Origin of the sequence: Streptosporangium jomthongense (genome assembly GCF_042650425.1) — a bacterium.
GTDB lineage: Bacteria > Actinomycetota > Actinomycetes > Streptosporangiales > Streptosporangiaceae > Streptosporangium.
Genome location: NZ_JBHSBC010000001.1, coordinates 224,012 through 248,905, shown reverse-complemented (window position 1 = coordinate 248,905; position 24,894 = coordinate 224,012). Strand labels below are relative to the sequence as shown.

Here is a 24,894-nt window from a genome sequence, read left to right as displayed (position 1 = left end):
CCGTATGCGTACTCGACCGGTCCTCGTGCTCGTCGCCGTCGTGCTCATCATGATCGGCGCGGGCGTCTACGTGCTGCTGCGGCCGACCGGCGCGCAGGTGCGCGCCGTGGGCCCGGGGCCCGAGGAGACGGGCCGCGCCTACCTGGCCTCCTGGCAGGACGGCGACCTCAGCGAGATGGGCCGGATGGTCGTCTCGCCGCCCGCCGACTTCGCCCAGCGGCACCTGGACTTCGCCCAGGACCTGGACATCGAGTCGGTGAGACTCGTCCCGGGCACGCTGGTGCGCGGGGACGGCCTGCACGCGGAGTTACCCTTCCACGGCGTCAGGAAGGTCAGGAACCTCGGCGACTGGCCGTTCGAGTCGACGTTGCGGATGGTCCTGCGCGAGGGCCGCTGGAGGGTGGTGTGGCTGCCGGAGACGCTCCACCCGGCGCTGGCGGGCGGCGGCAGGATCGCCTTCAAGGAGATCCCCGCGCCGGAGACCGAACCGGTCACCGGTTCGGGGGCGCCGCTGCCGCAAGACAGCGGGGCGGAGGGCTACCGCGGGCTGTTCGGCGCGGGAGCCGAGGAGACCACCGGCTACGCCCTTGAGGCGACGGCGGCGGACGGGAGCAAGAGGGAACTGGCCGTCTTCCGGCCGACGCACGTCAAAAAGCTCAGGACGAGCCTGTCCCGCCCCGTCCAGGCCGCCGCGGCGCGGGCGCTCGACGGTGTCGACCACCCCGCCGCCATCGTCGCGGTACGGCCAGGCACCGGGGAGGTCCTGGCGGTGGCCGACCGGCTGGGCGAGGGCAACGGCGGGCAGAGCGCCTTCCGCGGGCTGTATCCCCCCGGCCCCGCGTTCAAGGTGGTCACCGCGACCGCCCTGCTCTCCGAGGGGCTCACCCCGGCGACACGGGTCGGCTGCCCGCGGACCTACACGCCCCCCAAGGGCAGGATCTTCCGCAACGCCGCCGACCACCCGGCCTCGGAGGCGGTCACCCTGACGACGGCCTTCGCGCTGTCGTGCGACACGGCCTTCGTCGAGCAGGCGGCGGCCCACCTGCCCTCGAACGGCCGGGGCCTGGTGCGGGCGGCCGAGCTGTTCGGCTTCAACGCGGAGGTGCCCGGCCTCGGCGAGTCCTGCGGCAGGATCACGCCGCCCGGCGACGTCGACGAACTGGCCTCGGACGCCATCGGGCAGGGCTCGGTCGTGGCGAGCCCGCTGTGCATGGCGCTGGTCGCGGCGGCCGTACAGGACGGTTCCTGGCACGGGCCGGTGCTGGTCCCCAGTCGGTCGTCGCGGGTGCGGCAGGTCTCCCGGCGGGCCTCGTTACCGGAGGCCACGGTCACCGCCCTGCGGTCCATGATGCGGGCGGCCGTCGCCGACACCACCGGGACCTCCGACGGCGCCGTGTCCGCCGACGGAACCCGCGGCCTCCCTCCGGGTACGGCGGGCAAGGCGGGCACCGCGCGGGCGGCGGACGGGCGGGAACACGCCTGGTTCGTCGGCTACCGGGGCGACCTGGCCTTCGCCGTCCTCGTCGAGAACGGCGGGGAGGCGGCGGTCCCCGTCGCGGCCAGGTTCCTCAGAGCCCTGTGACGATGTCGGGCAGATCACAACCTACGGAGACGTAACCTACGCTAGCGTAGGTTCATGGTCACGACCACCGCCGAGGGCCTCGCTCTCCCCGGGGCCGCCAAGCCCCGCCTGCGGGGCTGGTTGCACGCCGGAGCCCTGCCCGTCTCCCTCATCGCCGGATTCGTTCTCGTCGCCCTGGGGCCGACCCTCCAGGCCCGGCTGGCGGCGGCCGTCTACGCCGTCACCTCCGGCCTGCTCTTCGGCGTCTCGGCCACCTACCACCGGAGCACCCTCTCCCCGCGCCTGGCCGGGGTGCTGCGCCGCCTCGACCACGCCAACATCTTCCTGATCATCGCGGGCACCCACACGCCCTTCGCGATGCTCGCCCTCGACGGCCCGGCCAGGACCGCGGTCCTGGCCGTGGTCTGGACGGGAGCCCTCGCGGGCGTGCTGTTCAAGATGCTGTGGACCTCGGCCCCCCGCTGGCTGTCCACGGCGCTCTACATCGCCCTCGGCTGGACGGCCGCCCTCGTCCTCCCCCAGCTGCTCGCGGGCGCCGGGGCCGTCGCGGTCGCCCTCGTCCTGACCGGCGGCCTGCTCTACACCGCGGGCGGAGTCGTGTACGGCACACGCCGCCCCGACCCCTCGCCCCGCTGGTTCGGCTTCCACGAGGTCTTCCACGCCCTCACCGTCGCCGCCTACCTCGTGCAGTACGCCGCGGTCTTCCTGGTGGTCTACACGGCGGCGTAGGGTGCCGTACATGACGACGATCAAGGAGCTCGCGGCCGAGCGCTATGTCTCCGTGACGACCTTCAGGAGGAACGGGGCCGCGGTTCCCACCCCCGTGTGGGTCGCGCCGGACGGCGAGGGGCTGGTCGTCTGGACGGTCGCCTCCTCGGGCAAGGTCAGACGCCTGAACGCCGATCCGCGCGTCGTCCTGGCGGCCTGCGACGTGCGGGGCAACACGCGGGGCGAGCAGGTCGAGGGACGGGCCTCGGTGCTGCCCGCGGAGGAGACCGAGCGGGTGCGCCGGCTGATCCTGCGGAAGTACGGCCTGTTCGCCAGGGTCCTGATGATCGTCAGCAGGTTCCGCAGGGGCGAGCACGGAACGGTCGGTGTCCGGATCGTCGGCGAGGCCTGAACCGGTCACAAGAAGGCGGCCGGTCCAGGCCACTGTTTGAGCCGCTGCTCAGACCGTGGCACCGGCCAGGCGGCGCGCCGCGAGTTCGGCGTAGAGCGCGGCCCCGTCGGGCAGCACCGCGTCGTCGAACTCCGCGTCCGGGGCGTGGTTGTAGGCGGCCCGCTCCGGATCACGGTCGGCCGGGCACGCGCCGAGCGCGACGAACACCGAGGGGATCTGGTCGCAGACGTAGGAGAAGTCCTCGGAGCCGGTGAACGGGTTCGCCGCCTGCCGGAAGCGCTGCTCGCCGTAGACCTCCCTGACGGTCTCGGCGACGAAGCAGGCCTCGCCGGCGTCGTTGACCGTGACCGGATAGATCCCCTGGTAGTCGGCCTCGACGTCCAGCCCGTGGGCCGCGGCGATGCCCCTGACCAGAGTGACCGTCCGTTCCTGGAGCCGCTCCCGCGCGGACGGGGAGAACGACCTGATCGTCACCGCGAAGCGGGCCTCCTCGGGAATCACGTTGCTGACCGTGCCCGCGTGGAAGCTGCCGACGGTGACCACCACCGGGTCGAAGACGTCGAAGCTCCGCGTCACCATGGACTGCAGCGCCAGGACCATCTCGCACGCGGCGGGGACGGGGTCCTTGGCGCGGTGCGGCGTCGAGCCGTGACCGCCCGCGCCGCGCACGGTCACCGTCAGCTCGTCGATGGCCGACATCATCGGGCCACCCTTGGTGAGGAACGTCCCCTGCGGAAGCATCGCGCTGGTCACGTGCAGGGCGTAGGCCGCGACAGGACGTTCGCCCGCCGCGTCGAGCGTTCCCTCCTCGATCATGAGTTTGGCCCCGTCGTGCCCCTCCTCGCCGGGCTGGAACATGAAGACCACGTTCCCGGCGAGCCGGTCGCGCCCCGCGGACAGCAGGTGCGCGGCCCCGGCCAGCATGGTGGTGTGCAGGTCGTGACCGCAGGCGTGCATCCTGCCCTCGAACCGCGAGGCCGTCACCCCGCCCGCCCCGGGGCGTTCGGAGACCGGCAGGGCGTCCATGTCACCCCGCAGCAGGACGGTCGGGCCGGGAAGGGCTCCGCGCAGCACCGCGGTGACGGAGCTGAGCCGTTCGCCGAGCCGTACCTCCAGAGGGAGACCGGAGATCGCCTCCAGCACCTTCTCCTGGGTGCGCGGCAGGTCGAGGCCCAGCTCGGGCTCCCGGTGCAGGGAGCGCCTGAGGCGGACCAGCTCGTCCCGCATGTCGGCGGCGGATTCACGAAACGACATCGATCATTCCTTCTGGCGGCTCGACGAATTGATCGCACGATAACCCGATTTAACCGGCCGGTGGTCTCGTCTTGTCCTGTTGCCGGATAGGAATCCCCGAGGAACGGGGAGGTCACATGGAAGAGCTGGCACGCACCTGGTGGGTGTATCTGGTCCGTGGTGTCTGCGCGATCCTGTTCGGCGTGCTGGCGCTGATCTGGCCCGCCATCACCGTCCTCGCCCTGGTCGTCGTCTTCGGCGCCTACGCCATCGTGGACGGTGTCTTCGCCCTGTTCGGCGCGGGCAGGGGAGCGGGCCTCGGTTCCCGGGGATGGATGATCTTCTACGGCGTCGTCAGCATCCTGACGGGCGTCGCGGTCTTCGTCTGGCCGGGCATCACGGCCCTGGTCCTGCTGTTCTTCATCGCGGCCTGGGCCGTCGTCACCGGCGTCCTGGAGATCGTGGCGGGGATCAGGCTGCGCGGGACCGCGGCGAACGAGTGGATGTTCGTCATCAGCGGCGCGCTCTCGGTGCTGTTCGGCGTCCTGCTGTTCATCCGGCCGGCTCCTGGCGCGCTGGCCCTCGTCTGGCTCATCGGCATCATGGCCATCCTGTACGGCATCGCCCTGGTGGCGCTGTCCTTCCGGATCAAGGGGCTCGCCTCCCGGTGGCGAGGGCCCTCGGGAACCCCTCGCGTCGTGTGATCCAGGACAATCTCCCGAAAAATCAGCTTCTCCGCGTAATGTCTCCATATAGAAGTGTCATTTACGGGGAATAATCCCTTCGAATCGCTATGGGGGAGACCTGTGGAGGGGACATGGACGTGCACGACCGCCTCGCTCGACATCTGCTCGTGGACGGCTACCGGCTGGTCCTCGACCTCGACCGGAGCAAGGGCTCCCGGCTCGTCGACGCCCGGACGGATCGCCGCTACCTGGACTTCTACACCTTCTTCGCCTCGGCGCCACTGGGCCTGAACCCCTTCGACGACGACCCCGAGTTCCTGGCCCTGCTCGGCAGGATCGCCGCCAACAAACCCGCCAACTCCGACCTCTACACCGGCCACCTCGCCGACTTCGTCGAGACGTTCGACCGCGTGCTCGGCGACCCGGAACTCCCGCACCTGTTCTTCGTCGAAGGCGGGGCCCTGGCCGTGGAGAACGCGCTGAAGTGCGCCTTCGACTGGAAGAGCCGGCGCAACGAGGCGGCGGGCCGTCCCAGGAGCCTCGGCACCAGGGTGCTTCACCTCACCCGCGCCTTCCACGGCCGCAGCGGCTACACCCTCTCCCTGACCAACACCGACCCGGTCAAGACCGACCGCTTCCCGATGTTCGACTGGCCCAGGATCGAGGTGCCCGCCATCCACTTCGGGAACGTCGAGGCGGCCGAGGCGCGGGCGCTGGCCCAGGCGCGGGCCGCCTTCGAACGTCACCCGCACGACATCGCCTGCTTCATCGCCGAGCCCATCCAGGGCGAGGGCGGCGACAACCACATGCGCCCCGAGTTCCTGCAGGCCATGGAACGCATGTGCCACGAGTACGACGCCCTGTTCGTCATGGACGAGGTGCAGACGGGCGCCGGGGTCACCGGGACCCCGTGGGCGCACCAGCAACTCGGCCTGCGCCCCGACATCGTGGCCTTCGCCAAGAAGATCCAGGTCGGCGGGATCATGGCCGGCCGCAGGGTCGACCAGGTGCCCGACAACGTGTTCCGCGTCAGCGGCCGGATCAACTCGACCTGGGGTGGCGGCCTGGTCGACATGGTCCGTTCCCGCAGGATGCTGGAGATCATCGAACGCGACGACCTGATCACCCGCGCGGGCGAACTCGGTCAGGACCTGCTCACCTCGCTGCAGAAGATCCAGGCCCGCTTCCCCGGCCTGGTCCGCAACGCCAGGGGGCGCGGCCTCATGTGCGCCTTCGACCTGCCGGACACGACCGCCCGCGACCGCCTGGTCGCCAGGCTCAGGCGCGAGGAGGGCGTGCTGGTCCTGCCCTGCGGCGACCAGTCGGTACGGCTGCGCCCCGCCCTCTCGGTGACCGCCGAGGAACTCGCCGAGGGCACGAACGCCCTCACCAGAGCCCTGGAGGCCTCCCAGGACCTTCGCCTCTCCGCGTGATGGTGTCTCTTTGCGCCCTGCCTCTTTGCGACGCCTTCGGCGTCGCGGGCTTGGGCGCCCCGAGTCGGCGCTTTCCCTCGTCACTCCGTCGCTTCGCTCCCGCGTTCCTCAGTCCAAGCACCGACGCGCCCAAGCCGTGTCTCTTTGCGCCGCTGTGTCTCTCTGCGCCGCCTTCGGCGTCGCGGGTTCGGGCGCTTCGAGCCGACGCTTTCCCTCGTCGCTCATCCGCTTCGCTCCTTCGCTCCTCAGTCCAAGCGCCGGCGCGCCCGAACCGTGTCTCTTTGCGACGCCTTCGGCGTCGCGGGCTTGGGCGCTTTCGGGTCGGTGTCTTCCCTCGTCGTTCGTCCGCTGCGCTCCCTCACTCCTCAGTCCAGACACCGACGCGCCCAAGCCGAAACCCCTCACCCACGGCACCGGGAAAGCACAAGATCAAACCCTCACTCCGGGCGTCGGAAAGGTCGGACCGGCTCTTCGGCCCCAAGCGTGAGGAGTTTCGGCTTGGGCCTTACCGGTGCCGTGCGTGAGGAGTGTCCGGCTTGGGCGCGCCGACGCTTGGACTGAGGAGTGAGGGAGCGAAGCGGATGAGCGACGAGGGAAAGCGTTGGCTCAGGGCGCCCAAGCCCGCGACGCCGCCAGGCGTCGCAAAGAGACACAACGTCGCAAAGAGACACAGCGCGACCTAGTCCTGGGGGGTACGGCTGCGCCACAGTCCTATGGCCGTCATCCGGGAGTCGGCGCCGAGTTTGGCGTAGATCCGGTTGACGTGGTTCTTCACCGTCTTCTCGCTGAGGAACAGGTGCTGGGCGATCTGCGAGTTGGAGCAGCCGGTGGCGATCAGCTCCATGACCTCGGTCTCACGCCTGCTCAAGCTCGCCGCGACTGTGGGTTCGGCGTCGAACGGTGCGTCGTCGACTCTCATACGGCCTCCGTTGCAGCAACACGTTCAGGTCGCCGAAACCCCCCGTCTAACGGCGTAGCGATAGCAGCGAGCATAACCCGCGACATCCGTCTTTGGTGGACAAGTCCGGAGTGATGAAAAACGCAGAACGGCCGGTCCTTGGGGACCGGCCGTTCTCATGGGGTGAGCGAAGGGACTTGAACCCTCGACATCCAGGACCACAACCTGGCGCTCTGCCAACTGAGCTACGCCCACCATGTCTGCCGCAGCAGCACATGAAAAGTGTAGCGGTCTTTGGGAGTCGTTTCGCCCCTGGTTTTCGCGCGTCGCTCAGGTAGCGGTGGCCGAGATCGTCTCCGCGAGCTCACGGGCCGTCGCGGAGTCGGGTCCCGGCTGGGGCACGAAGACCGCCGCGCGGTAGTAGCGCAGCTCGCGGATGCTCTCGGTGATGTCGGCCAGCGCGCGATGACCGCCCTGCTTCTCCGGCGAGGCGAAGTAGACGCGGGGGTACCACCGCCGGGCGAGCTCCTTGATCGAGGACACGTCGATCATCCGGTAGTGCAGGAACGTGTCGACGGCCGGCATGTCGCGCGAGATGAACGAACGGTCGGTGGCGATGGAGTTGCCGCACAGCGGGGCCCGCTTGGGCTCGGGGATGTGCCCCTTGATGTAGTCAAGGACCATGGCCTCCGCCTCGGCCAGCGTGACGCCCGTGCTCAGCGTCTCCAGCAGACTTGAGGCGGTGTGCATCTCACGGACGATCTGCGACATCTGCTCCAGAGCCTCGGGCGGAGGCTTGATGACCACGTCAACGCCCTCGTCGAGCTGGTTCAGCTCACCGTCCGTGACCACACAGGCCACCTCGATCAGCGCGTCTCGGCCGAGGTCGAGCCCGGTCATCTCACAGTCGATCCAGACCAGCAGGTCACTCATAGCCTTCAGGGTAGTACTCCCGTCAGGAGACCTTGAGCGACTTGACCACCCGGTCGGCGAGGGAAGTGTCCAGATTGTCGGGGATGGAAAGGTACATAAGCGCGGGCCTCCTGCCCTCGCCCCGGTCCACGATCACGAAGGCGGCCCGTTCCTTCTTCCACTTCCAGCCGTTGGCCTTGGACTGGGCGGAGAAGTCGAGGTCGAACATGAACAGCCAGCCGTCCCGGCCGCTCACCTTGATCGCCTCGTCCTTGACGACCTTCCGATCGTGTTCGGGGCTGTAGTAGGCCGCCTCGGTCGCGTGCAGCAGTGTCGCGGCGATCCCGCGCATGCTGGGGACCCCGTCATAGCCGTATTTGTCGGGGAGCTCACCGGTGAGGATGTTGCCGAGCCACCTGCCGCCCTTGCCGTCGTAGTCGTCCTGGGCGACCGCCAGGGTCCCGCTGTTCCAGGTGAAACCGAGCGGGTCGGTGCCCGCGTTCGCGGGGATCTGCCAGGGGGAGCCGGGGAAGGCGTAGGACATGCCGCTCACCGGGTCCTGGATGCGCCCGTTCTGCGGCCGGGGGAAATCGGACGCCTCCGGCGCGGGAGTCTCCTGCGGAGGCTCGGTGGTCTCGGGCTCGGTCGGGAAGGGGGTGGGCTCCTGCGTGGGTACGGCGGGCGGCAGGGTCGGGTCGTCCGCGGTCGGCCTGGACGTGGGGTTCGCCAGGAACATGACCGCGGCCACGACGACGGCCACCAGGATCACGACTCCGCCGCCTCCGAGGATCCAGGGCCACGGGCTGCTCTTACGCGGAGTGGTCCCCGGCGGGAGGCTGTACCCCCCGGCGGGCAGCTGCATCGTGTTACCGCCCCCGGGCCCGCCGCCCCAGGAGGGCTGCCCCTGCGGTGCCTGGCTCTGCGCCCCGTTCCACTGCGCGGTCTGGCCCACCCCCTCAGGGGGTCCCGAGGGGGGTCCCGAGGGGGGTGAGAAGGAGGGCGTCTGGCCGGACGGCGCCGCGAAGGGGCTGGTCTGCGGCCCGGTGGGCCCGGCCGCGGGACCGGTGGGCCCGCCGGGAACGGGGGGACCGGCAGGCGGTCCGGCGGGCTGGGCGGGGGACTGGGCGGGCTGGGGGGCGGGTTGGGCCGGAGGCTGGGCGGCGGCGCCGGTCTGCGGGTGCGTGGGCTGGGGGAACGGGCCGGTCTGCCCCGTCGGCTGGGCGAGGGGCGCGGCCTGCCCCTGGGGAGAGGTGTCCCTGGGGTGCGTGGCGTCGGTCCACTGGTTGCCGTCCCACCACCGCAACAGCGGTGAACCGTAGGGGTCGGGGTACCAGCCGGCAGGGGTCTGCGTGGTCATGGCCGTCAGAGTAGTAAGAACCGGTTAGCAGTGCATTGCGGTGGCTTGGGAGGCTTAGGGGCACTTGTAGGTGAAACTTGCCTTGTCCTGAACCTTCTGCCCCCCGGCCAGCGGGGAGAGCAGCCGCAGCGTCGCCGTTCCACGGAAGCGGCCCTCGCCCTTGACCGTCCACTCCAGGCTCACCTCGTGCGAGGCCGCCCCGGAGGGAACGGTGTCGGTCTGCTCGATCGGGGTCTTGCGGTCGCTGCGCCGCCACTCGTAGCGGATCTCCCCGCCGGAGCCGTTCGTGGCGAAGACACCCGTGATCCTGACCGTCGCGTCGCACGCCTGCTGCTTCTTCGGCGCGCTCACCTCTACGCCGGTGACCGCGAGCGGGGTCGCCGAACCGCGCAGCAGCCAGACCGCCAGGACACCGACGACCATCAGCGCGAGGACCGCGGTGGCCAGCGCCGTACGGCGGCGCCTGCGTCTGGCGGCGGTCCCGAGCGCCCGCAACCCGTCGGAGGGCTGTTCGGTCCGTTGCCGGTCACGGCCCGCCCGCCAGATCTGCGCCGCCGTGGTCTCCGGCGGCACACCGGGACCGAAGCGCATGACGACGTTCTCCTGGGCGGCGGTCGGCACGTCGGCCCGCAGCAGCGTGACGACCTCGCCCTCGTCGGGGACGGGCATCGGCGGAACGTTCGCGGGTAGGAGGCCGGGGGCGGGGCGCAGCCGTACGGCCTGGGCGAGACCGTTCCTGGTCAGAGAGCCCGCGGGCAGCGTGTCCTGCCCGGAGAGCAGCACGTCACGGGCCCGGCCGAGCCCGTCCGTGTCGGCGACGGCCGCGGCCCGCTCGAACAGGGCGGCGGCTCCGGGGTCGGCGGCGGCCCAGTTCGCGGCCAGGCCACGGGCGAGCGCGGCCCAGGCGGCCGCGTCACGGCCGGGGTGGGCCGGGCGTCCGTGCAGCGCGTCGGCCAGCCCCCGTTCGGCGAGCAGGGCGGATCCGTCGGCGGAGATCACCACGGTGTCCGGGCGCAGCGCCCCGTGGGCGAGCCCCGCGGCGTGCAGGGCGAGCAGGGTCCGCGCGGTCTCCAGCAGCACGACGGCCGCCTCACCCGCACCGGGACCAGGAGCGCCTGCGGGCGCGACGAGCAGGTCGGCGAGGGTGGGGCTGACCGGCTCGCCGGTGAGCAGCCAGATCTCCCGCCCGGCCGAGACCAGGTCGGTGACCGGGACCAGCCCGGTCAGGCCCGCCTGGATCAGCGCGCGTTCGGCGAGCACCGCGGCGACCAGCCGTTCCCGCGCCGCCGGGTCCGAGGTGAAACGCGGGTCGAGCCTGAGCGCGCCCGCCTGCCGTCCGCCGGGCGCGGTCGCCGACGACCACGTTCCCGGTTCACCGGTACGGCTCTCGCCGGTCAGCAGGAACCCTGCGACGTTCCCCCGTTCGATGTCCATGACCTGTTCCGCCGTTCTCTAGCGCCCGCGCCGCCTCCGGTGGCGACCGGCCATCCCGCGCCTCACCGCCAGTGTGATGGGCACGGTGCCGCTCGTCACCAGGCCGAACGCCAGCAGCGTCACCGGGGAGGTCTCGGGAGGCGTCGGAGACGCGCTCAGGCTCGGAGGCGTCCCCCCGTCTGTCGAGGTCTCCGTCGGCGACGGGCTGCTCGGCGTCGGCGTCGGGGTCGGAGTCCTGGTGGGCCTGGGGGACGGCGACGACGGGGAGGCCGTCTTGGTCGGCGTGGGGGTCGGCGTCGGCGTCTTGGACGGGGCCTTGGTCGGAGTGTCCGAGGTGTCGATGGAGGAGGTCTCCTCCTCCTCCTCGGAGGTGGTCGGCGTGGGCTTCGGAGCCGGGCTCTTGGTCGGCTTCCTGGTACGGGTCGCCGACGGCTTCGGCGTGGGTTTGGGCGACTTGGACGGGACGGCCGCCTGGGTCGGCTGGACCGGTGGGGGAGGCGCGGCGGTCGTCGCGGCGGGAGTCGGAGTGGGGGCGGGGCTTGAGGCCTTGTGCGTGGGTTTCTTCGACGGCGTCGGAGTGGGGTCGTCGGGCTGGTTCTCGGGAAGCAGCGACTCGTCCGTCTCGGGGGGTGCCGAGTAGACCAGGCTCTGCGGCGTGATCGCGGTGCTGCTCGCGGAGTTGACCAGCACGGCGGTCACCCCGCCGATCACCGCGACGCACCCGACGCCGACCAGGATCTTGACGCCCATCTTGCCCAGGGACGACGACGCCCTGCGGCGCGCGCCGCCGCTTCTGAGGTTCGTCTCGGCGACGGAGGAGGAACCGGTGCCGGTCTTGGGGGCCTCGACAGGGAACAGGGCGGGCAGGAGCGCGGCGAGACCGGCCAGGCGGCGGCGCCCCTTCTCCTGCCAGTCGCTCCCGTAGGCGTCGGCGGCGACGGCCTCCAGTTCGGTGATGAAGGCGGCGGCGGTCGGCGGCCGGTCCGCGGGATGCTTGGCGAGTCCCCGCTCGACCAGGCCCTGCAGCGCGGGCGGCACCTCCTCGATCGGCGGCGGCGTGACCTGGTGCTGCCTGGCCAGCGCGGCGACGTTCGACGCCCGGAACGGCCGGGCGCCCGTCAGGCACTCGAAGAACACGGCCGTCGCGGCGTAGACGTCGGTCGAGGGGCCGGAGGGTGAGCCCGTCCACTGTTCGGGGGCCATGTAGGGAGGCGTGCCCGCGGGGGTGTCCCCGTCGCCCGAGCGGATCGCGATGCCGAAGTCGACGAGCTTGCTCGTCCCGTCCGCCTCGACCATCACGTTTTCCGGCTTGAAGTCGCGGTGCACGACGCCCGCCATGTGCGCGGTCGACAGGCCGAGGAGGGCTCCCTTGAGCACGACCAGCGCCGCCTCAGGCCCGGTCGGCCCCTCCGAGCGCAGGATCGCCCGCAGCGGGACGCCGTTGACCAGCTCCATGACGATGGCGGCGCCCTCACCGGTCTCCACGTAGTCGTAGAGCCGTACGGCGTGCGGGCTGTCCAGGGTGTTGAGCACCCTGGCCTCGTGCCGGAAACGCGCGACGAACCCGACGTCACCCCTGAGTTCGTCGGACAGGTACTTGATCGCGACCTGCATGCCGTCGACCTCGTGCCGCGCCATCACCACGCGTCCGCCGGCACCGGCTCCCAGTTCGCGTATCTCGGTGTATCCGGGGACTCGCCAGCCTGATGACGTGCCGTACATGCGGTCTCCTCAGTTGCTTGGGCCCCCACCCACAACAGGCGAACCGTAGCTTAGCCGGAGATCGCGAAAATTTACTCATGAATCACAAATCAGTCTCGGAAGGCTGGGAGGCCCGGTAGGTCGCGGCGAACGGCCCCCGTTCGCCCGCCTTCCTACCGTCCCGGCGCGGGCCGGGAGGAGACATGCTCGGGCACCTCGACCTCGGACGTCATGGCCGGATCGGTCTCCGGCGCGCCCCACGACAGGCGCAGCGGCAGCACCCCGGCCCAGACCGGCAGCGCGTAGTCCTCGGGCTCGTCGCTCGGCGGCCCCTGCCGTACCTTGACCGACGCCTCGGTCAGGGAGAGGGCCACCACGGCGGTCGCGGCGAGCTCCTTCCTGGTCGGCGTGCGAGCCGCGTCCCACTGGCCGGGGGCGAGCTGCTCGGTGATCGCGCGCAGGCCCGCGAGGCGCTCGTCCTCGTCGAGCACGAGACGCGGGCGGCCGTAGATCATCGCGGACCGGTAGTTCATCGAGTGGTTGAAGACCGACCTGGCCAGCACCACGCCGTCCACGTGCGTCACCGTCACACAGACCTCGCCGGTGCCGCGCAGGGAGACCGAACCGGTCGAGCCGTGCAGGTAGAGGGTGTCGCCGACGCGCCCGTAGCCGGTCGGCACCACCCGGGGAGCTCCGTCTACCACGACCCCCAGGTGACAGATGAGCCCGGCGTCGAGCACGGCGTAGAGATCATCGCGGGAGGTGCGGCCCCGCTCCTTGGAACGGTTGAGCGTGGTGCGTGAGGTCGTGGAGAGCATGCCCCCTACCCTAGGAAGAAGTGGATATCGAAACCACGTCCACTTCGTGTCGCCTCTGGGAGACCACTTTGCCGCGCATCCCCGTTGACCTGCCCCTGTCGGTTGACCGCCAGGCTCCCGCCGCACTCATGACCCAGCTCGGCGACCTGCTGCGCACCGCGATGCGCGACGGCACGCTCAAGTCCGGGGAGCGGCTGCCCTCCTCCCGGGCCCTGGCCCGCCAGCTCTCGGTCAGCAGGACCGTCGTGACCGAGGCCTACCAGCAGCTCTACGCGGAGGGCTGGCTCGAAGGCCGCCACGGCTCCGGAACCTACGTGGTCGATCTGGCCCCGCGCGAGCCGGAGGTCCCGGTGGACCCCTCGCCCGTCTCCGCCCCCACGCGGGAGGCCCCCGCCGGGCCCGTGATCGACCTGCGCCCGGGCAAGCCGTGGGTGCGTGACTACGACCGGGCGGCCTGGCGCAGGGCGTGGCGCGCCGCCGCCGACCTGCCGCCGGGGAGCAACCCCGACCCGTACGGCCTGCCCAGGCTCCGCCGGGCGCTGGCCGAGCATCTGCGCAGGACCAGGGCGGTCGCGGCCGGTCCCGAGAACGTCATGGTCACCCGGGGGACGGGCAACGGCCTCGACCTCGTCGCGGCGACCCTGCTGCGGCCCGGCGACCGGGCGGGCGTCGAGGACCCCGGCTACCGGGTCGCCAGGAACGTCTTCGCCGCGCGGGGCGCCGACGTCGTGTCGTGCCCGGTCGACGAGGACGGCGTCATCGTCGAGGCCCTCCCCGACGACCTGCGTGTGCTGTACACCACCCCGGCCCACCAGTACCCCCTCGGCGGTCGTCTGCCCGTCCCGCGCAGGGAACGCCTGCTCGCCTGGGCCCGCCGTACCGGGGCGGTCGTGGTCGAGGACGACTACGACGCCGAGTTCCGCTACGACGTCGCCCCGCTGCCCGCCCTGTACGGCCTCGGACCGGAGCGGGTCGTGCTGCTCGGCACGCTGTCGAAGTCCCTGGCCCCCGACGTCGGCGTCGGCTGGCTGGTCGCCTCGCCGGGCCTGCTCGCGGCGGTCGCCGAGGTCCGGGCCGACCTGGGAGACCGTACCAGCGGCCCGACCCAGCAGGCGATGGCCGTACTGCTCGAACGCGGAGACCTCGACAGGCACCTGCGCCGGATGCGGCTCGAATACGCCCGCCGCCGGGCGGAGGTCGTCGCCGGCCTCGGCACGCTGGTGACGGGCGACACCGCGGGGCTGCACGTCATGGTCGGGCTGCCCGAGCACGTGGTCGGGCCGCTGGTCGCCGCCGCGGCCGAGCGCGGGGTCCTGCTCAAGGGGATGAACCGCGACGACCACGGCGCCGCCGACAGGCACGGTCTGGTGATCGGCTACGGCTCCGCCTCGCTGCCCGAGGTCAGGCGGGGGGTAGCGGTGATCGCGGAGCTGATCGGGGAGTTGCGGCTCGCGGAGGAGGGGGCGGCGCCGGAGCGAGTTCCCTGACCACGGGCAGCGCGCGGCGGGCCTGGAGCGGATCGACGGGCAGCGCGTGCCGCCCCCACCACCGCGCGACCCCCGGATCGTCGGAGGGCTCCACGAGGCCGGGCAGATAGTCGTCGTAGGGCGGGTCGTAGAGGTAGCCGGTGGCCACCCCGCGCCGCTCCAGTGCCGCGATGGCCGCGTCCCGGTCGGCGACCAGCAGCGGCACCCGGAACAGCGGCTGGTCGAGGTGGGCGAGCACGCCCGCGGCGACCGTGGGCAACTCGGCGAGCGCGCGCACCCCGGCGATCCGCCGGGCCCGCTGCCCGGGCAGCCCGCGCAGCCGTCTCACCTGGTAGCGACGGGAGAGCGGCCCCCGTCTGGTCCGGTAGTCGTGCAGGTCGGCCCTGACCCAGGAGTCGAACGGCGGCAGGTCGGGCACCCGCTTCATGGCCTCGGCGAGTTCCTCCGGGCGCGTGGCGATCCGCAGGCCCTCGCGCTTCTCCTCCAGGCCGAGCGCGCGCATCGCCCACAGCGCGGGCCTGACCAGGCCGAGCCGGACCGTCGAGTGCCTGGCGGCCGAGGTCAGCACCGACCGCGCCTCGGCCACCGGCCGGTACGGCCGCAGCAGCAGGTCACGGGCGATCTCAAGGGGACGCAGGTCGGCCTCGTCCTCGACCGCGATCACCCCGCCGGAACCCGCCCCAGCGTGTTTGGACATGCTGAAGACCCCGGCCACCCCGAACGTGCCGAGCGGCCTGCCCCCGACCGTCGTCTCCATGGCGTGGGCGACGTCCTCGATCAGCGTCTTGCCCGCGAACGCGGCCACCCGGTCGGGCAGGCCGTACAGGTTGGTGGTCAGCACGGCGTCGACGGTGCCGAGATCGACGGAGCCGACGTCGATGTTGCCGTCACTCGGTGAGAGCGGCGCGATGACGGGACGCAGCCCGGCGGCCAGCACCAGGAAGAGGATCTCGTCGGCGGAGATCGGCGACATCAGCAGCCGCTGCCCGGGAAGGCACCAGTGCCGCAGCGCGAGATAGAGGCCGAGCCGGTTGGACGGTACGGCTAAGCAGTGACGCCCCGTTCGCGTGGCCACCAGGCCCTCGGGGGTCACCGGGCGCTCACGACGACAAGGAGGTGCGCAGGCGGCCGAAGGTCTTCAGTGCCCGGTCGGCCGTGGTCCGCAGGACCGGGTTGGCCAGGACGGTTCCCCGTGCCTTACGGACCGGCACGCTGAGCGCCCAGTGGATGCCCGCCCCGGCGCTCGGCCTGGCGATGCGGCCCTCCATCACTTCGTACTCCCCGTTCTTGAGCTTCTCCTTGTACTCCTTCTCGCCGCGTCCCAGGTCGATGACCTCGATGCCCGCGGCGGCCGCCTTCTCCGCCATGGCGAGGTGGTGGATCAGGCCGGGGGAGTACTTGGCGTAGGCGATGTCGTAGGCGGGGAACCAGCCCGCGAGGGTGGTGGCGGTGCGCAGGCCGAAGTGGCCCGCGACCGGCTGTCCGTCGACCCGTAGCACGTCGAAGACCCCCCCGAAGCGTTCGGTGTCGGTGGCGAGCAGCCGTTCGACCAGCTTGACGATCCACGGCCGGGCGAAACGGTCGGTCCTGCCGGTGCGGCGGTACTGGTCGGTCTTCCAGCCGAGCAGCGTCCGCAGCGCCGCACGGTCGGTCGTGGCGTAGTCGTGTTGGATCGCTCCATGGTCCCGTTGAAGCTTACGCGCCTTGTAGGCCGTGGAGCGGTAGGTCTTGCCCGAGTCGCGTTTCACTGTCTCGACGTAGGAGTCGTAGCCGTCGCGCAGGTCGATGATCGGTGACGGGTGACGGGTGTGCCGTCCGGACAGCAGCGGCTGCCCGGCCACCAGGTGGTCGAACTCGAAGACCCCCAGGCCGCATGACCTGATCAGCTCTCGTGGGTCGAGTTCGAGGTCCTTGACGTGGACCAGCCCCTGGGCGTCGGTCAGCCCCGCGGCGACCGGTTTGCCGATGCCCATCGCGTGGCGCTCGAAGGGGAGGAAGCCGACCGTCTCCCGGCCATCCTGCAGGACCGCCACCCGGACCTGTTCCTGCAGCTCGCCGACGATGATCGTGAACTCGGGGGACAGGAAGGGGCTGTCGAAGGCGGGATCCGCGTCCTGAAGGGTCCGCCATCGCTCGATGTCGGACTCCGCCAGTTCGCGAGGATGAACGATAGAGACGTGCATGGGCTCCTACTGGGGTTGCGACTTCCCCGATGCGCCTTCGGGCATGAATGCGCACAGGATATGCGTACTCACAGCGTGCGGCACGGTGCGTAATGTAGCGGTAAAGGATCGGGTCGTAGGTGGTTTTCCCAGGGTTCTCCCAGGATGTAACGTTCCGGGGCTCCATGGGAGAAGGCGCTCCGTACCACCCGTGATGATCACCGTGGGTTACCGGTCAGGTGCCAATCTGCGATAGAAGTTTCAAGTGTTCTGCAAGTCGCGTGGATAGCCTGACGATGCGGCCGATAACGCTTGGCTGTGAGCCGCGTCCTCTCACGGTCACGTCCGCCGTCGCTGTGGAACGCTTCATTGGACCGTGCCCAGGATCGAGGACGAGCGGTGATACCGACTGACGGACCGCGCCGGCGGATTCCGAACTGGCTGATCGCGACGGGAGCGGGAGTCGTCGCTCTCGCGCTCCTGGTCGGGATCGTCGTCATGTCGACAGGGCACGGCAAGCCGAGAGGGCGGGCCGTCGCGATCCCGCCCCCGCAGCCCGCGCCCGCCGTCGAGCAGCCCCCGGACTTCGGCGCCTGGCCTCGCTGGGGCGTCACCCACACCGAGTTCAGCGGCGACGCGGAGCGGGAGGAGGTCACCGAGACGGCCTCGCACCTCCTGGCCCGGGTCCCGCTGGTGCAGAACCAGCACATCATGGGCTGGGGCGCGGACAACCCCGAGCCCGTACGCGGCAAGTACGACTTCCGCAACCTCGACCGCCGGGTGCAGTTCATGGGCCGCTCACAGGCCCTGCCCGTCATCACCCTGTGCTGCGCCCCCGACTGGATGAAGGGCGGCACCGACGGGCGTACCGACTGGAACACCCTGGAGTCGCCGCCGAACCGCGAGAACTTCGACGACTTCGCCAAGCTCGCCGCCACGGTCGCCAGGCGTTACCCCACCGTCGAGCACTTCATGGTGTGGAACGAGTTCAAGGGATTCTGGAACTCGGCCACCAACCGCTGGGACGCCGAGGCCTACACCGAGCTGTACAACAAGGTCTACACGGCGCTGAAGGAGGTGAACGCCGACATCAAGGTCGGCGGTCCCTACATCCCGATCGTCAGCGACAAGAACGGCCGGGGCTCCGAACTCCAGGGTCCCTGGGGCGTGGTCGACCAGCGCGACCTCGACGCCGTCGAGTACTGGATCCGCAACAAGAAGGGCGCCGACTTCATCGTGGTCGACGGCGCCTCCATGACCAGGGACGCCGGGGCCCACCCCGACGACTTCGGCGCACTCGCCAAGTTCGGCGCCGTCACCACCTGGCTCAAACAGAGGAGCGGCGGCCTGCCGGTCTGGTGGGCCGAATGGTACGTCGCGCCGGACAACGCCGACTGGACGGAGGAGCGCAGAACCGCCGTGCAGACCGTCGCCATGATGGAGTTCGCCACCAGCGGCGCGTCCACCGCCCTCTACTGGAATCCGCAACGCAAACCGGGCGAGGACTGCCCCGGCTGCCTGTGGCGTCCGGGCACGGGGGAGGAGCTGCCGATGGCGGGGGTGCTGAGCGGGTTCACCAAGTGGTTCCCCGAGGGCGTCCCCCTGGTACCGCTCACCTCGGCCAATCCCGCGGTGCGGGTGCTGGCCCAGGAACGCCAGTTCGTGATGGTCAACACCACCGACGCCGCCGCGACCACGACGATCGACGGCAAACAGTTCGAGCTGGAACCGTACGAGGTCAGGTGGAGCGGGCGGGATGGAGCCTGACGGCGGGTCTGCGCCAGTTGGTGAACCAGCGCAGCAGCCATTCGACGGGACCGTACCGGTGGCTGCGCAGCCACATCCCGCTGGCGGCCGCCTGGAACGCGAAGATCGCCACGGCGATCGAGGAGACGGCGAGCGGGCTGAGCCGGTCGATCAGGGCGAACCCGTAGCCGGTGAAGATCAGCGAGCAGATCAGCGACTGGCTCAGATAGTTGGTCAGCGCCGTCCGACCCGGCGGCACCAGCACGGAGGTCAGGCGCGGGGCACGGGGAAACACCCGCAGCAGGGTCGCGACGTACGCCGCGGCCAGCAGCGGCGCGGTGATCAGGTCGACCGCCTGGCCGAGCATGTGGTGGACGCTCGTGCCGCCCGACCAGGTCGAGTGCGCGTAGAAGATCGCCCCCAGGATGCCGACCGGGAATCCCACCCACTGGATCTGGCGCAGTGTGGCGGTGTGCCGATCGGAGTCGGCGAGCAGCCGCCGCTTGCCGACGGCCAGCCCCACCAGGCAGGCGGCGAGCACCGCGGGCCCCTGGAAGAGCACCCGGAGCACCACGATCCTGCCGAGCTTGTGCAGGTGATCCGAGATGATCATGGGCACCGAGCTCTGCAGGGCCGCGTCCGACTTGGCCGCCTGCGCGGCACCCCCGGCCACGGTGCCCGAGAGGTCCGTCCCCAGCAAAGCGAGCCCGGCCATCAGGACGAACCCCGTCGCGAGCAGCAGGGTCAGCGCCACCGCGAAGAGCACCGCGGTTCGCGGCTTGATCCTCCGTACGGCCAGCAGCACCAGCCCCACCACCGCGTAGGTGGCCAGGATGTCCCCGGGGAACAGCAGTACGGCGTGGGCCAGGCCGAGCAGGAACAGCCCGGTCAGACGGCGCAGGAAACGCGGCACGAAGGCGGTCCCCGAGGCCGCGGCCGAGTCGAGCTGAAGGGTGAAGCTGTAGCCGAACAGGAACGAGAACAGCAGATAGAACTTGTTCTCGAAGAACACCGTGACGACCCAGCGCACCTCCCAGTCGAGCGGCGCGGAGAAGGCCGGTTCGGCCAGGCCCGCCATACGGTACCCCGAGGCCAGGTAGGCGATGTTGACGACCACGATGCCGAACAGCGCGAACCCGCGCAGGGCGTCCACGGCCGCGATCCTGCGATCCTGGACGGCCATGGTCATGGCCACGACAGGTTTCACCAGGCGATGATGCTCTCCCATGACCATCGAACCGTCCTTCAACGTGCCGCGCGCGTCACGCGCCCCCGGCGATAGTTGGTCGATATACCGGGGGACCCCGGAGGCTCACGCCTATTGGATCTGGTTGAACCCGATGACGATGAAGCGTTCGACAATCACCGCGACCGCCAGCAGGAATGCGGGAACCGCGACAAACAGGATGCGTCGTCCCCTCTTCGAAACACGGCCGGGATCGCGCAGCTTTTGCATCTCATAGACAAACAGTGCAATCCAGGTGACTCCGAGGGCACCGAGGCCGATCGGGGTCATAGGGGACCCACGGTCGCCGAAGCCCGTAAGAGGACGTGGCTGGGGGATCTCGGCGTTCTTCGGATACGTCTTCAGCGTGTACACGGCGGCGTCGGGGCTGTCGAAGACCCGCTTGAGCTCCGGTGACGCGTCGAGGGCGGCCCGGAAACGCTTGCTCCAGTCGGTCGGGAAGCCATGGTTGAGCTGCAGGTAGGCGGCCTGGCCACGGCTCGCGACCAGGTAGGTGTTCGGTGGGGAGACACGGAACTTGTCGATCACGGAGGACAGCTGCTCCGGGTTCTTGTCCACGAGCACCTGCTGGTACTCGATCTTGTCGAAGTCGCGCTCGCCCCACGGGATGGTCGGCGTGACCTCGGGCCCGATGATCGGGACCAGGAACAGCACCCTGCCGCTGGGCTTGTCGTGCCCGTAGACGTAGTGCATCGCCTGGACCTCGTCGCTGGAGACCCGCTCGAACTGCTCGTTGCCGTAGCGGGCGATCAGGAAGGACATCGACAGCGCCATCGCGCACGCGGCGGCGAGCAGCAGTGAGATCCTGCGGGTCAGCAACGGGTCGAGCCTGATGACGCGTCTGCGGGCCGGAACCGCCTCCTCGGGGGCGTCGGCCGTACCGGCGGGCAGGTTCGGGAAGAAGGCGTAGGCGGCGAGGATGCACGCCCCGGGCAGCGCGAACAGGTAGATGCGCAGACCGATCTCGCCGCCGTAGCTCTGCAGCGCGAGGGCGAGCACCGGAACGCACAGCAGGAGCAGGGCGGCCCGGTCGCCGACCCCCCGGCGCAGACGGCGCAGCAGGCCGACCGCGGCCAGCAGCAGGATGACCGCGCAGATGCCCAGACGGGCCAGCAGCACCAGCGTGTGCCTGCTGTCGCTGCCCTCGATCCGGTCGCCGGTGTTGCGCTGGAGGTTCTCCAGGATCCGGCCGAGACCGCCGAACAGTTCCTCGATGTGGCCGCTCCAGAAGGTGACCGTCTGGTAGCTGATCCACGACAGCACGATCAGCCCGAGGAGGAACGGCAGGGCCCAGCTCAGCGAGGAACGCCGCAGCAGGATCAGGCCGGTCAGCGCGCCGAGCATCATGAACGGCGTGATCTGGTGCGAGGCCGTCGCCGTCGCGAACAGGACGATCAGCAGGATGAGCATGATCGAGCGGTCGTAGACGCTGGTCGAGTGGGTCAGTTCGCCCGGGGCCAGCCCGTCCAGCCTGGCCAGCAGCCGCCGGATGCGGCCCTTGGGCGGCGCGGCCGCGTCACGGACCTCCACCTTGCCGAACCAGCGCAGCACGATCGCCACGAAGGCCAGGTAGATCGCGTAGGTGAAGCCCTGCGGCGAGAAGTAGTCCTGGCCGATCCACTGCACGAGGATGAACAGCAGCGCCGCGAACCAGCGGGCCCGGGTCGTCGCGACCACCTGGCGCAGGATCAGCACGAACGGCAGCAGGTAGAGCAGGTTGGACAGCAGTGGCGTCCAGCGCAGGACCAGCGTCAGGTCGGTGACTCCGGCGGCCTTCGTGACGAACGCGACCAGCGCGAAGAACCCCGGCCAGGCGAAACGGGCGTCGAGGATCGGTGAGGACGTCCCGGTGCGGTTGATGAACTCGACGAAGCCCGCGTGGACGTAGGCCGTGTGGAAGCGCGGTGTGTCCTCGATGAGCGCGGCGGCGCCGTGCAACGCGAAGGTGATCACCGCCAGCTGGAAGAGCAGTAGGAACTTGCGGTCGGTGTTCTGCGCGATCGTGACGAAGAACGCCGTGATCATCAGCAGGATCGCGACGAACGAGGTGGCGGGCAGCGCGGAGATCAGCCCGAGACCGTCGATGTGCGACAGGTCGACACCTCGCAGCGGGCCCGGCGTGGCACGCAGGGCCAGCACGTACATGATCAGGCCCTCGACGGTCAGCAGCGGCGGGAGCCACGCCATCGCCGAGCGCGCCAGCCGCTCCGTCAACGGGACGCGGGGCCGGAGCGTGGGCACCGATATGGACGCCGACACCCTGACGTTTCTGGTGGCTTCCGGGTCGGCCTTCTGGGCGGAGCCGGGGAGTCCGGCACGCCGGGCGGCGGGCAGCCGTACCTCGGCGGTCGCCTCCACGTCCTCGCCGTCGGCGCCCTCACCGTCACCGTCACCGTCTTCGCCTGACCCGGAGCCCGGCTCGGGGCCTGGTTCGGGATCCGGCTCGGGCTCGGGGTCCGCCTCGCTCTCGGGGTCGTCGTCGGCGACCCCCGGCAGGTCGACGACCGAGAAGTCGACGACGGAGGAGTCCGTGACCGAGGAACCGAGGACCGAGGTGCCCATGATCGAGGCGATCGCGTCCTCGGAGGACTCCTCGTGCGTGTGGCCGGGGATGCGGAGGACCGCGGTCGGCGAGGGGTCGTCGTCGCCGGAGGCGTCCGGCTCCTCCTGATCCCCGGGCCCCACGTTCTCCTCGGCGTCCTCCAGGCCTCCGGAGCTCCCAGAGCCCTCGGGGTCCTCGAAGTCCTTGGAGTCGCGGTCCTCAAGGCTCTCGGGAGCGGCCGGGGGAGTGGGACTGTCCTCGGGTCCGGCGTGCGTCTCCTCGGAGGCGGGGGAATGCTCCCCCGCCTCTGCGGCCTCCGATTTCACGTCATCACCTGAGCGTTGCCTCACGTCTACATCATGGGGGTTATACGGAGCCGGCCGTGACGACCGTATTTGATCTTTTCCCACCGTTGAGCATTTTGCGAAGGTCGGGGAAGATCAGCGCGGCGATCAGCAGCTCACTCAGCAGCAGCGCGTAGCCAACGGCCTCGATCCCCGCAGAGGGGAACAGCACCAGGGTGCTGGTGAGCACGAGTACGGCCAGGGAGACCTGGACGAACGCGAGCCTGCGAGCCTTCCCCAGGGCCCGCAGGCCGCTCAGATAGATCTCGATCAGCACCCTGGGCAGCACCGCCAGGGCCATCAGCTGCAGCAGCAGTGTTCCCCGGTCGGCGAAGTCCGGGCCGAAGACGCGCAGGATCAGGGGCGCCGCGAGGATCGTCACGATAACGATCGGGACAATGATCATGAAGGCCCGGCGCAGCGCCCTGCGGGAGTTCGACGCGAACCGGTCCCGGTCGAAGGATCCCTCGACGGTCAGTGAGGTGGCCATGTTCATCGCCAGCAGCTCGATCAGCGAGCCCAGCGTGTGGGCCATGGAGAAGAGGCCGAAGGTGACCTCGTCCACCCTGGCCGCGATCAGGACCGGGATCAGGTAGACGCTCGCCAGGATCGACAGCGTGCCCGGGTAGTCTCCGGCGAGGAAGCGGCCCACCTCGCCGAAGGCGAGCGGCCTGGCCGTACCCTCCGTGCGCGCGACGTGCCGGGGGATGACCTTCCTGAACAGCAGGAGGTTGATCGGGATCAGGGCCATCGCGGCCGGGATGATCCATGAGACGAAGATGCCGTCGCGGGGCAGCGCGAACGCCAGGCCCACCAGCATGGCCATCTTGACCAGGCCGTAGCACAGGCTGCTCACCGGCACCCACGTGGCCTTGCGCAGCCCGGCCAGCGTCACGTCCTCCAGCGTGAACACCGACCAGACCAGCGTCGAGGCCAGGAAGAACAGCCCGGGGCCGAGGCCGTCGAGCGAGGCGTAGGTCGGCCCCCACCACGGCAACGTGAGCAGGAACCCGAGCGCGGCGACCACGCCGGTCGCCCCGGCGACCGCGTACGCCCTGACGATGAGCGCGGGCGTGCGCCGTCCGGCCACCGGGATGAAGCGTGCCAGCGCCCCGACGAACCCCAGCGCGGTCAGCGAGGCGAACAGCCGCATGGCGGTGATCAGCGCCTGGCCCCTGCCGAAGTCCGCGGGGCCGTACAGCTGGGCGGCGAGCCACCAGTAGCCCATGCCGAGCACCGCGGTGATCGCGGTGTTGGCCATGAGCGCGTAGCCGTTGCGGAAGAGCGGGTTGCGCAGATCGCGCGTCACCCGCTGCCGCAACCCGGCGAGCCGTCCCTGCGGCTCGTCCGTCGTCGCGCTCATGTGTCGCCTCCCCCCACGTCCGAGGACGTGTTCCTCACGCCAGACCGCGCACCCGGCGCAGGCCGTAGCGGGTCCTCCTGACGACGGCGTAACCCTTCGTCAGGACACGTTGCCTCATGTAGATCAGCGGGACCTGGCTGCCCTCGACGGCCCGGCTGAACATCCCCATCGAGGTGCCCTCGGCCACGGTCAGGCGTGGCAGGGCGAGCACGTCGTGCCTGTCGGCGGCGATGGCGTTGCTCACCGCGCAGGCGGCCCAGTAGCCGGCGCGCCGCACCTCACGCCTGACCCGTCCGCTTGAGTAGCCGTACGGGTAGGCCATGGTCGCGACCGGGGCCCCGATCCTGTCTTCGAGCAGTGCCTTGTTGCGGCGCAGCTCCTGGCGGAGCCGGTCGTCGGGTAACTGGTCGAGCTGGGGGTGGCTGTGGCTGTGGCCGCCGATCTCGATGCCGCACGAGGCGGCCTCCCGGGCCTGGCTCCAGGTCAGCATCGTGTCCAGCGGCCTGCCCGCCGCGTCCTCGCCCGCGTCCCTGACCCACCCGCTGGTCAGGAAGACCGTCGCGGGGAAGCCGAGGCGTTCGAGCACCGGCAGCGCGTGGCTGTGGAAGTCGGCGTAGCCGTCGTCGAAGGTCACCACGACCGGCCGCTCGGGCAGGGAACGCCCGTTGTTCCTGTGCAGCGAGGCGACCATGTCGGCCACGGTCAACGGGGTGAAGCCGTGCTCCTTCAGGTAGGTGAGCTGGTCGGCGAACACCGAGGGCCGTACGGCCAGCGGTTTCGTCTCCGGGTTCGGCCGGTCGGAGATGGAGTGATACATCAGAATCGGCACG

Annotated in this window: 20 protein-coding genes and 1 tRNA gene; 7 read left to right on the top strand and 14 right to left on the bottom strand. The window is 70.5% G+C overall.

Features of this window, described 5'->3' with window-relative positions; translation table 11 throughout:
* Window positions 1-4: 4 nt before the first annotated feature.
* Genes ACFOYY_RS01160 through ACFOYY_RS01150 form a run of 3 tightly spaced genes read left to right on the top strand, consistent with a single transcriptional unit; the run spans window position 5 to window position 2,702 of the window.
* Window positions 5-1,582: a penicillin-binding transpeptidase domain-containing protein gene (locus ACFOYY_RS01160; RefSeq protein ID WP_386186934.1), complete on the top strand. Its 1,578-nt coding sequence runs from the start codon at window positions 5-7 to the stop codon at window positions 1,580-1,582.
* A gap of 54 nt (window positions 1,583-1,636) precedes the next feature.
* Window positions 1,637-2,311 (top strand): PAQR family membrane homeostasis protein TrhA, encoded by a 675-nt coding sequence (trhA, locus tag ACFOYY_RS01155; RefSeq protein ID WP_386186931.1) that lies wholly within the window; start codon window positions 1,637-1,639, stop codon window positions 2,309-2,311.
* Between the two features lie 10 nt (window positions 2,312-2,321).
* Complete coding sequence (locus ACFOYY_RS01150; RefSeq protein ID WP_352010512.1) at window positions 2,322-2,702, top strand: PPOX class F420-dependent oxidoreductase; 381 nt, start codon at window positions 2,322-2,324, stop codon at window positions 2,700-2,702.
* Window positions 2,703-2,750: 48 nt separating this feature from the next.
* Here ACFOYY_RS01150 and ACFOYY_RS01145 read toward each other — a convergent pair whose 3' ends face one another.
* Window positions 2,751-3,956, bottom strand: coding sequence for a M20 metallopeptidase family protein (locus tag ACFOYY_RS01145; RefSeq protein ID WP_386186927.1), 1,206 nt, complete (start codon window positions 3,954-3,956; stop codon window positions 2,751-2,753).
* A gap of 116 nt (window positions 3,957-4,072) precedes the next feature.
* Between ACFOYY_RS01145 and ACFOYY_RS01140 the strand changes: the two genes are divergently transcribed.
* The gene (locus ACFOYY_RS01140) at window positions 4,073-4,639 is read left to right on the top strand and encodes an HdeD family acid-resistance protein (protein WP_352010514.1); all 567 of its coding nucleotides are present in this window, start codon (window positions 4,073-4,075) and stop codon (window positions 4,637-4,639) included.
* 113 nt (window positions 4,640-4,752) lie between these two features.
* Window positions 4,753-6,054: an L-lysine 6-transaminase gene (gene lat / locus ACFOYY_RS01135; protein ID WP_386186923.1), complete on the top strand. Its 1,302-nt coding sequence runs from the start codon at window positions 4,753-4,755 to the stop codon at window positions 6,052-6,054.
* 679 nt (window positions 6,055-6,733) lie between these two features.
* On the opposite strand, the gene ACFOYY_RS01130 is transcribed toward lat, so the two are convergent.
* From ACFOYY_RS01130 to ACFOYY_RS01100, 7 genes are all read right to left on the bottom strand, one after another.
* Window positions 6,734-6,973 (bottom strand): helix-turn-helix domain-containing protein, encoded by a 240-nt coding sequence (locus ACFOYY_RS01130; protein WP_352010516.1) that lies wholly within the window; start codon window positions 6,971-6,973, stop codon window positions 6,734-6,736.
* Window positions 6,974-7,131: 158 nt separating this feature from the next.
* Window positions 7,132-7,207: transfer RNA gene (locus tag ACFOYY_RS01125), tRNA-His, on the bottom strand.
* A 75-nt stretch (window positions 7,208-7,282) separates the two neighbouring features.
* Window positions 7,283-7,885 (bottom strand): oligoribonuclease, encoded by a 603-nt coding sequence (gene orn / locus ACFOYY_RS01120; protein ID WP_386186919.1) that lies wholly within the window; start codon window positions 7,883-7,885, stop codon window positions 7,283-7,285.
* A gap of 22 nt (window positions 7,886-7,907) precedes the next feature.
* Window positions 7,908-9,221: a DUF2510 domain-containing protein gene (locus tag ACFOYY_RS01115; RefSeq protein WP_386186916.1), complete on the bottom strand. Its 1,314-nt coding sequence runs from the start codon at window positions 9,219-9,221 to the stop codon at window positions 7,908-7,910.
* A 54-nt stretch (window positions 9,222-9,275) separates the two neighbouring features.
* Complete coding sequence (locus tag ACFOYY_RS01110) at window positions 9,276-10,655, bottom strand: hypothetical protein (protein ID WP_386186913.1); 1,380 nt, start codon at window positions 10,653-10,655, stop codon at window positions 9,276-9,278.
* An 18-nt stretch (window positions 10,656-10,673) separates the two neighbouring features.
* A complete protein-coding gene (locus ACFOYY_RS01105; protein WP_386186910.1) occupies window positions 10,674-12,377 on the bottom strand; it encodes a serine/threonine-protein kinase in 1,704 nt (567 codons plus the stop codon).
* 152 nt (window positions 12,378-12,529) lie between these two features.
* Entirely contained in the window at window positions 12,530-13,174 is a 645-nt protein-coding gene (locus ACFOYY_RS01100; protein WP_352010521.1) for a pyridoxamine 5'-phosphate oxidase family protein, read from the bottom strand.
* A gap of 68 nt (window positions 13,175-13,242) precedes the next feature.
* Here ACFOYY_RS01100 and pdxR point away from each other — a divergent pair, with 68 nt between their 5' ends.
* Window positions 13,243-14,661, top strand: coding sequence for a MocR-like pyridoxine biosynthesis transcription factor PdxR (gene pdxR, locus ACFOYY_RS01095; protein WP_362773715.1), 1,419 nt, complete (start codon window positions 13,243-13,245; stop codon window positions 14,659-14,661).
* Here the strand turns inward: pdxR and ACFOYY_RS01090 are convergent.
* Window positions 14,576-15,754, bottom strand: a complete 1,179-nt coding sequence (locus ACFOYY_RS01090; protein ID WP_386186905.1) for a DegT/DnrJ/EryC1/StrS family aminotransferase — start codon at window positions 15,752-15,754, stop codon at window positions 14,576-14,578. The two genes, pdxR and ACFOYY_RS01090, sit on opposite strands and share 86 nt — an antisense overlap.
* A gap of 7 nt (window positions 15,755-15,761) precedes the next feature.
* A complete protein-coding gene (locus tag ACFOYY_RS01085; protein WP_352010524.1) occupies window positions 15,762-16,844 on the bottom strand; it encodes a GNAT family N-acetyltransferase in 1,083 nt (360 codons plus the stop codon).
* Between the two features lie 378 nt (window positions 16,845-17,222).
* Here ACFOYY_RS01085 and ACFOYY_RS01080 point away from each other — a divergent pair, with 378 nt between their 5' ends.
* On the top strand, window positions 17,223-18,590 hold the full coding sequence (locus ACFOYY_RS01080; RefSeq protein WP_352010525.1) for a GH39 family glycosyl hydrolase: 1,368 nt from the start codon (window positions 17,223-17,225) through the stop codon (window positions 18,588-18,590).
* Here the strand turns inward: ACFOYY_RS01080 and ACFOYY_RS01075 are convergent.
* The 4 genes from ACFOYY_RS01075 to ACFOYY_RS01060 form a co-directional block, all read right to left on the bottom strand.
* Window positions 18,562-19,776 (bottom strand): DUF418 domain-containing protein, encoded by a 1,215-nt coding sequence (locus ACFOYY_RS01075; RefSeq protein WP_362773710.1) that lies wholly within the window; start codon window positions 19,774-19,776, stop codon window positions 18,562-18,564. The genes ACFOYY_RS01080 and ACFOYY_RS01075 overlap by 29 nt on opposite strands.
* Before the next feature lie 111 nt (window positions 19,777-19,887).
* Complete coding sequence (locus tag ACFOYY_RS01070) at window positions 19,888-22,683, bottom strand: hypothetical protein (RefSeq protein ID WP_386186900.1); 2,796 nt, start codon at window positions 22,681-22,683, stop codon at window positions 19,888-19,890.
* Between the two features lie 40 nt (window positions 22,684-22,723).
* Window positions 22,724-24,064 carry a lipopolysaccharide biosynthesis protein gene (locus tag ACFOYY_RS01065; protein ID WP_386186897.1) on the bottom strand — a complete coding sequence of 447 codons (1,341 nt, stop codon included), beginning with the start codon at window positions 24,062-24,064 and terminating at the stop codon, window positions 22,724-22,726.
* Between the two features lie 34 nt (window positions 24,065-24,098).
* On the bottom strand, window positions 24,099-24,893 hold the full coding sequence (locus ACFOYY_RS01060) for a polysaccharide deacetylase family protein (protein WP_352010529.1): 795 nt from the start codon (window positions 24,891-24,893) through the stop codon (window positions 24,099-24,101).
* Between the last annotated feature and the right edge of the window lies 1 nt (window position 24,894).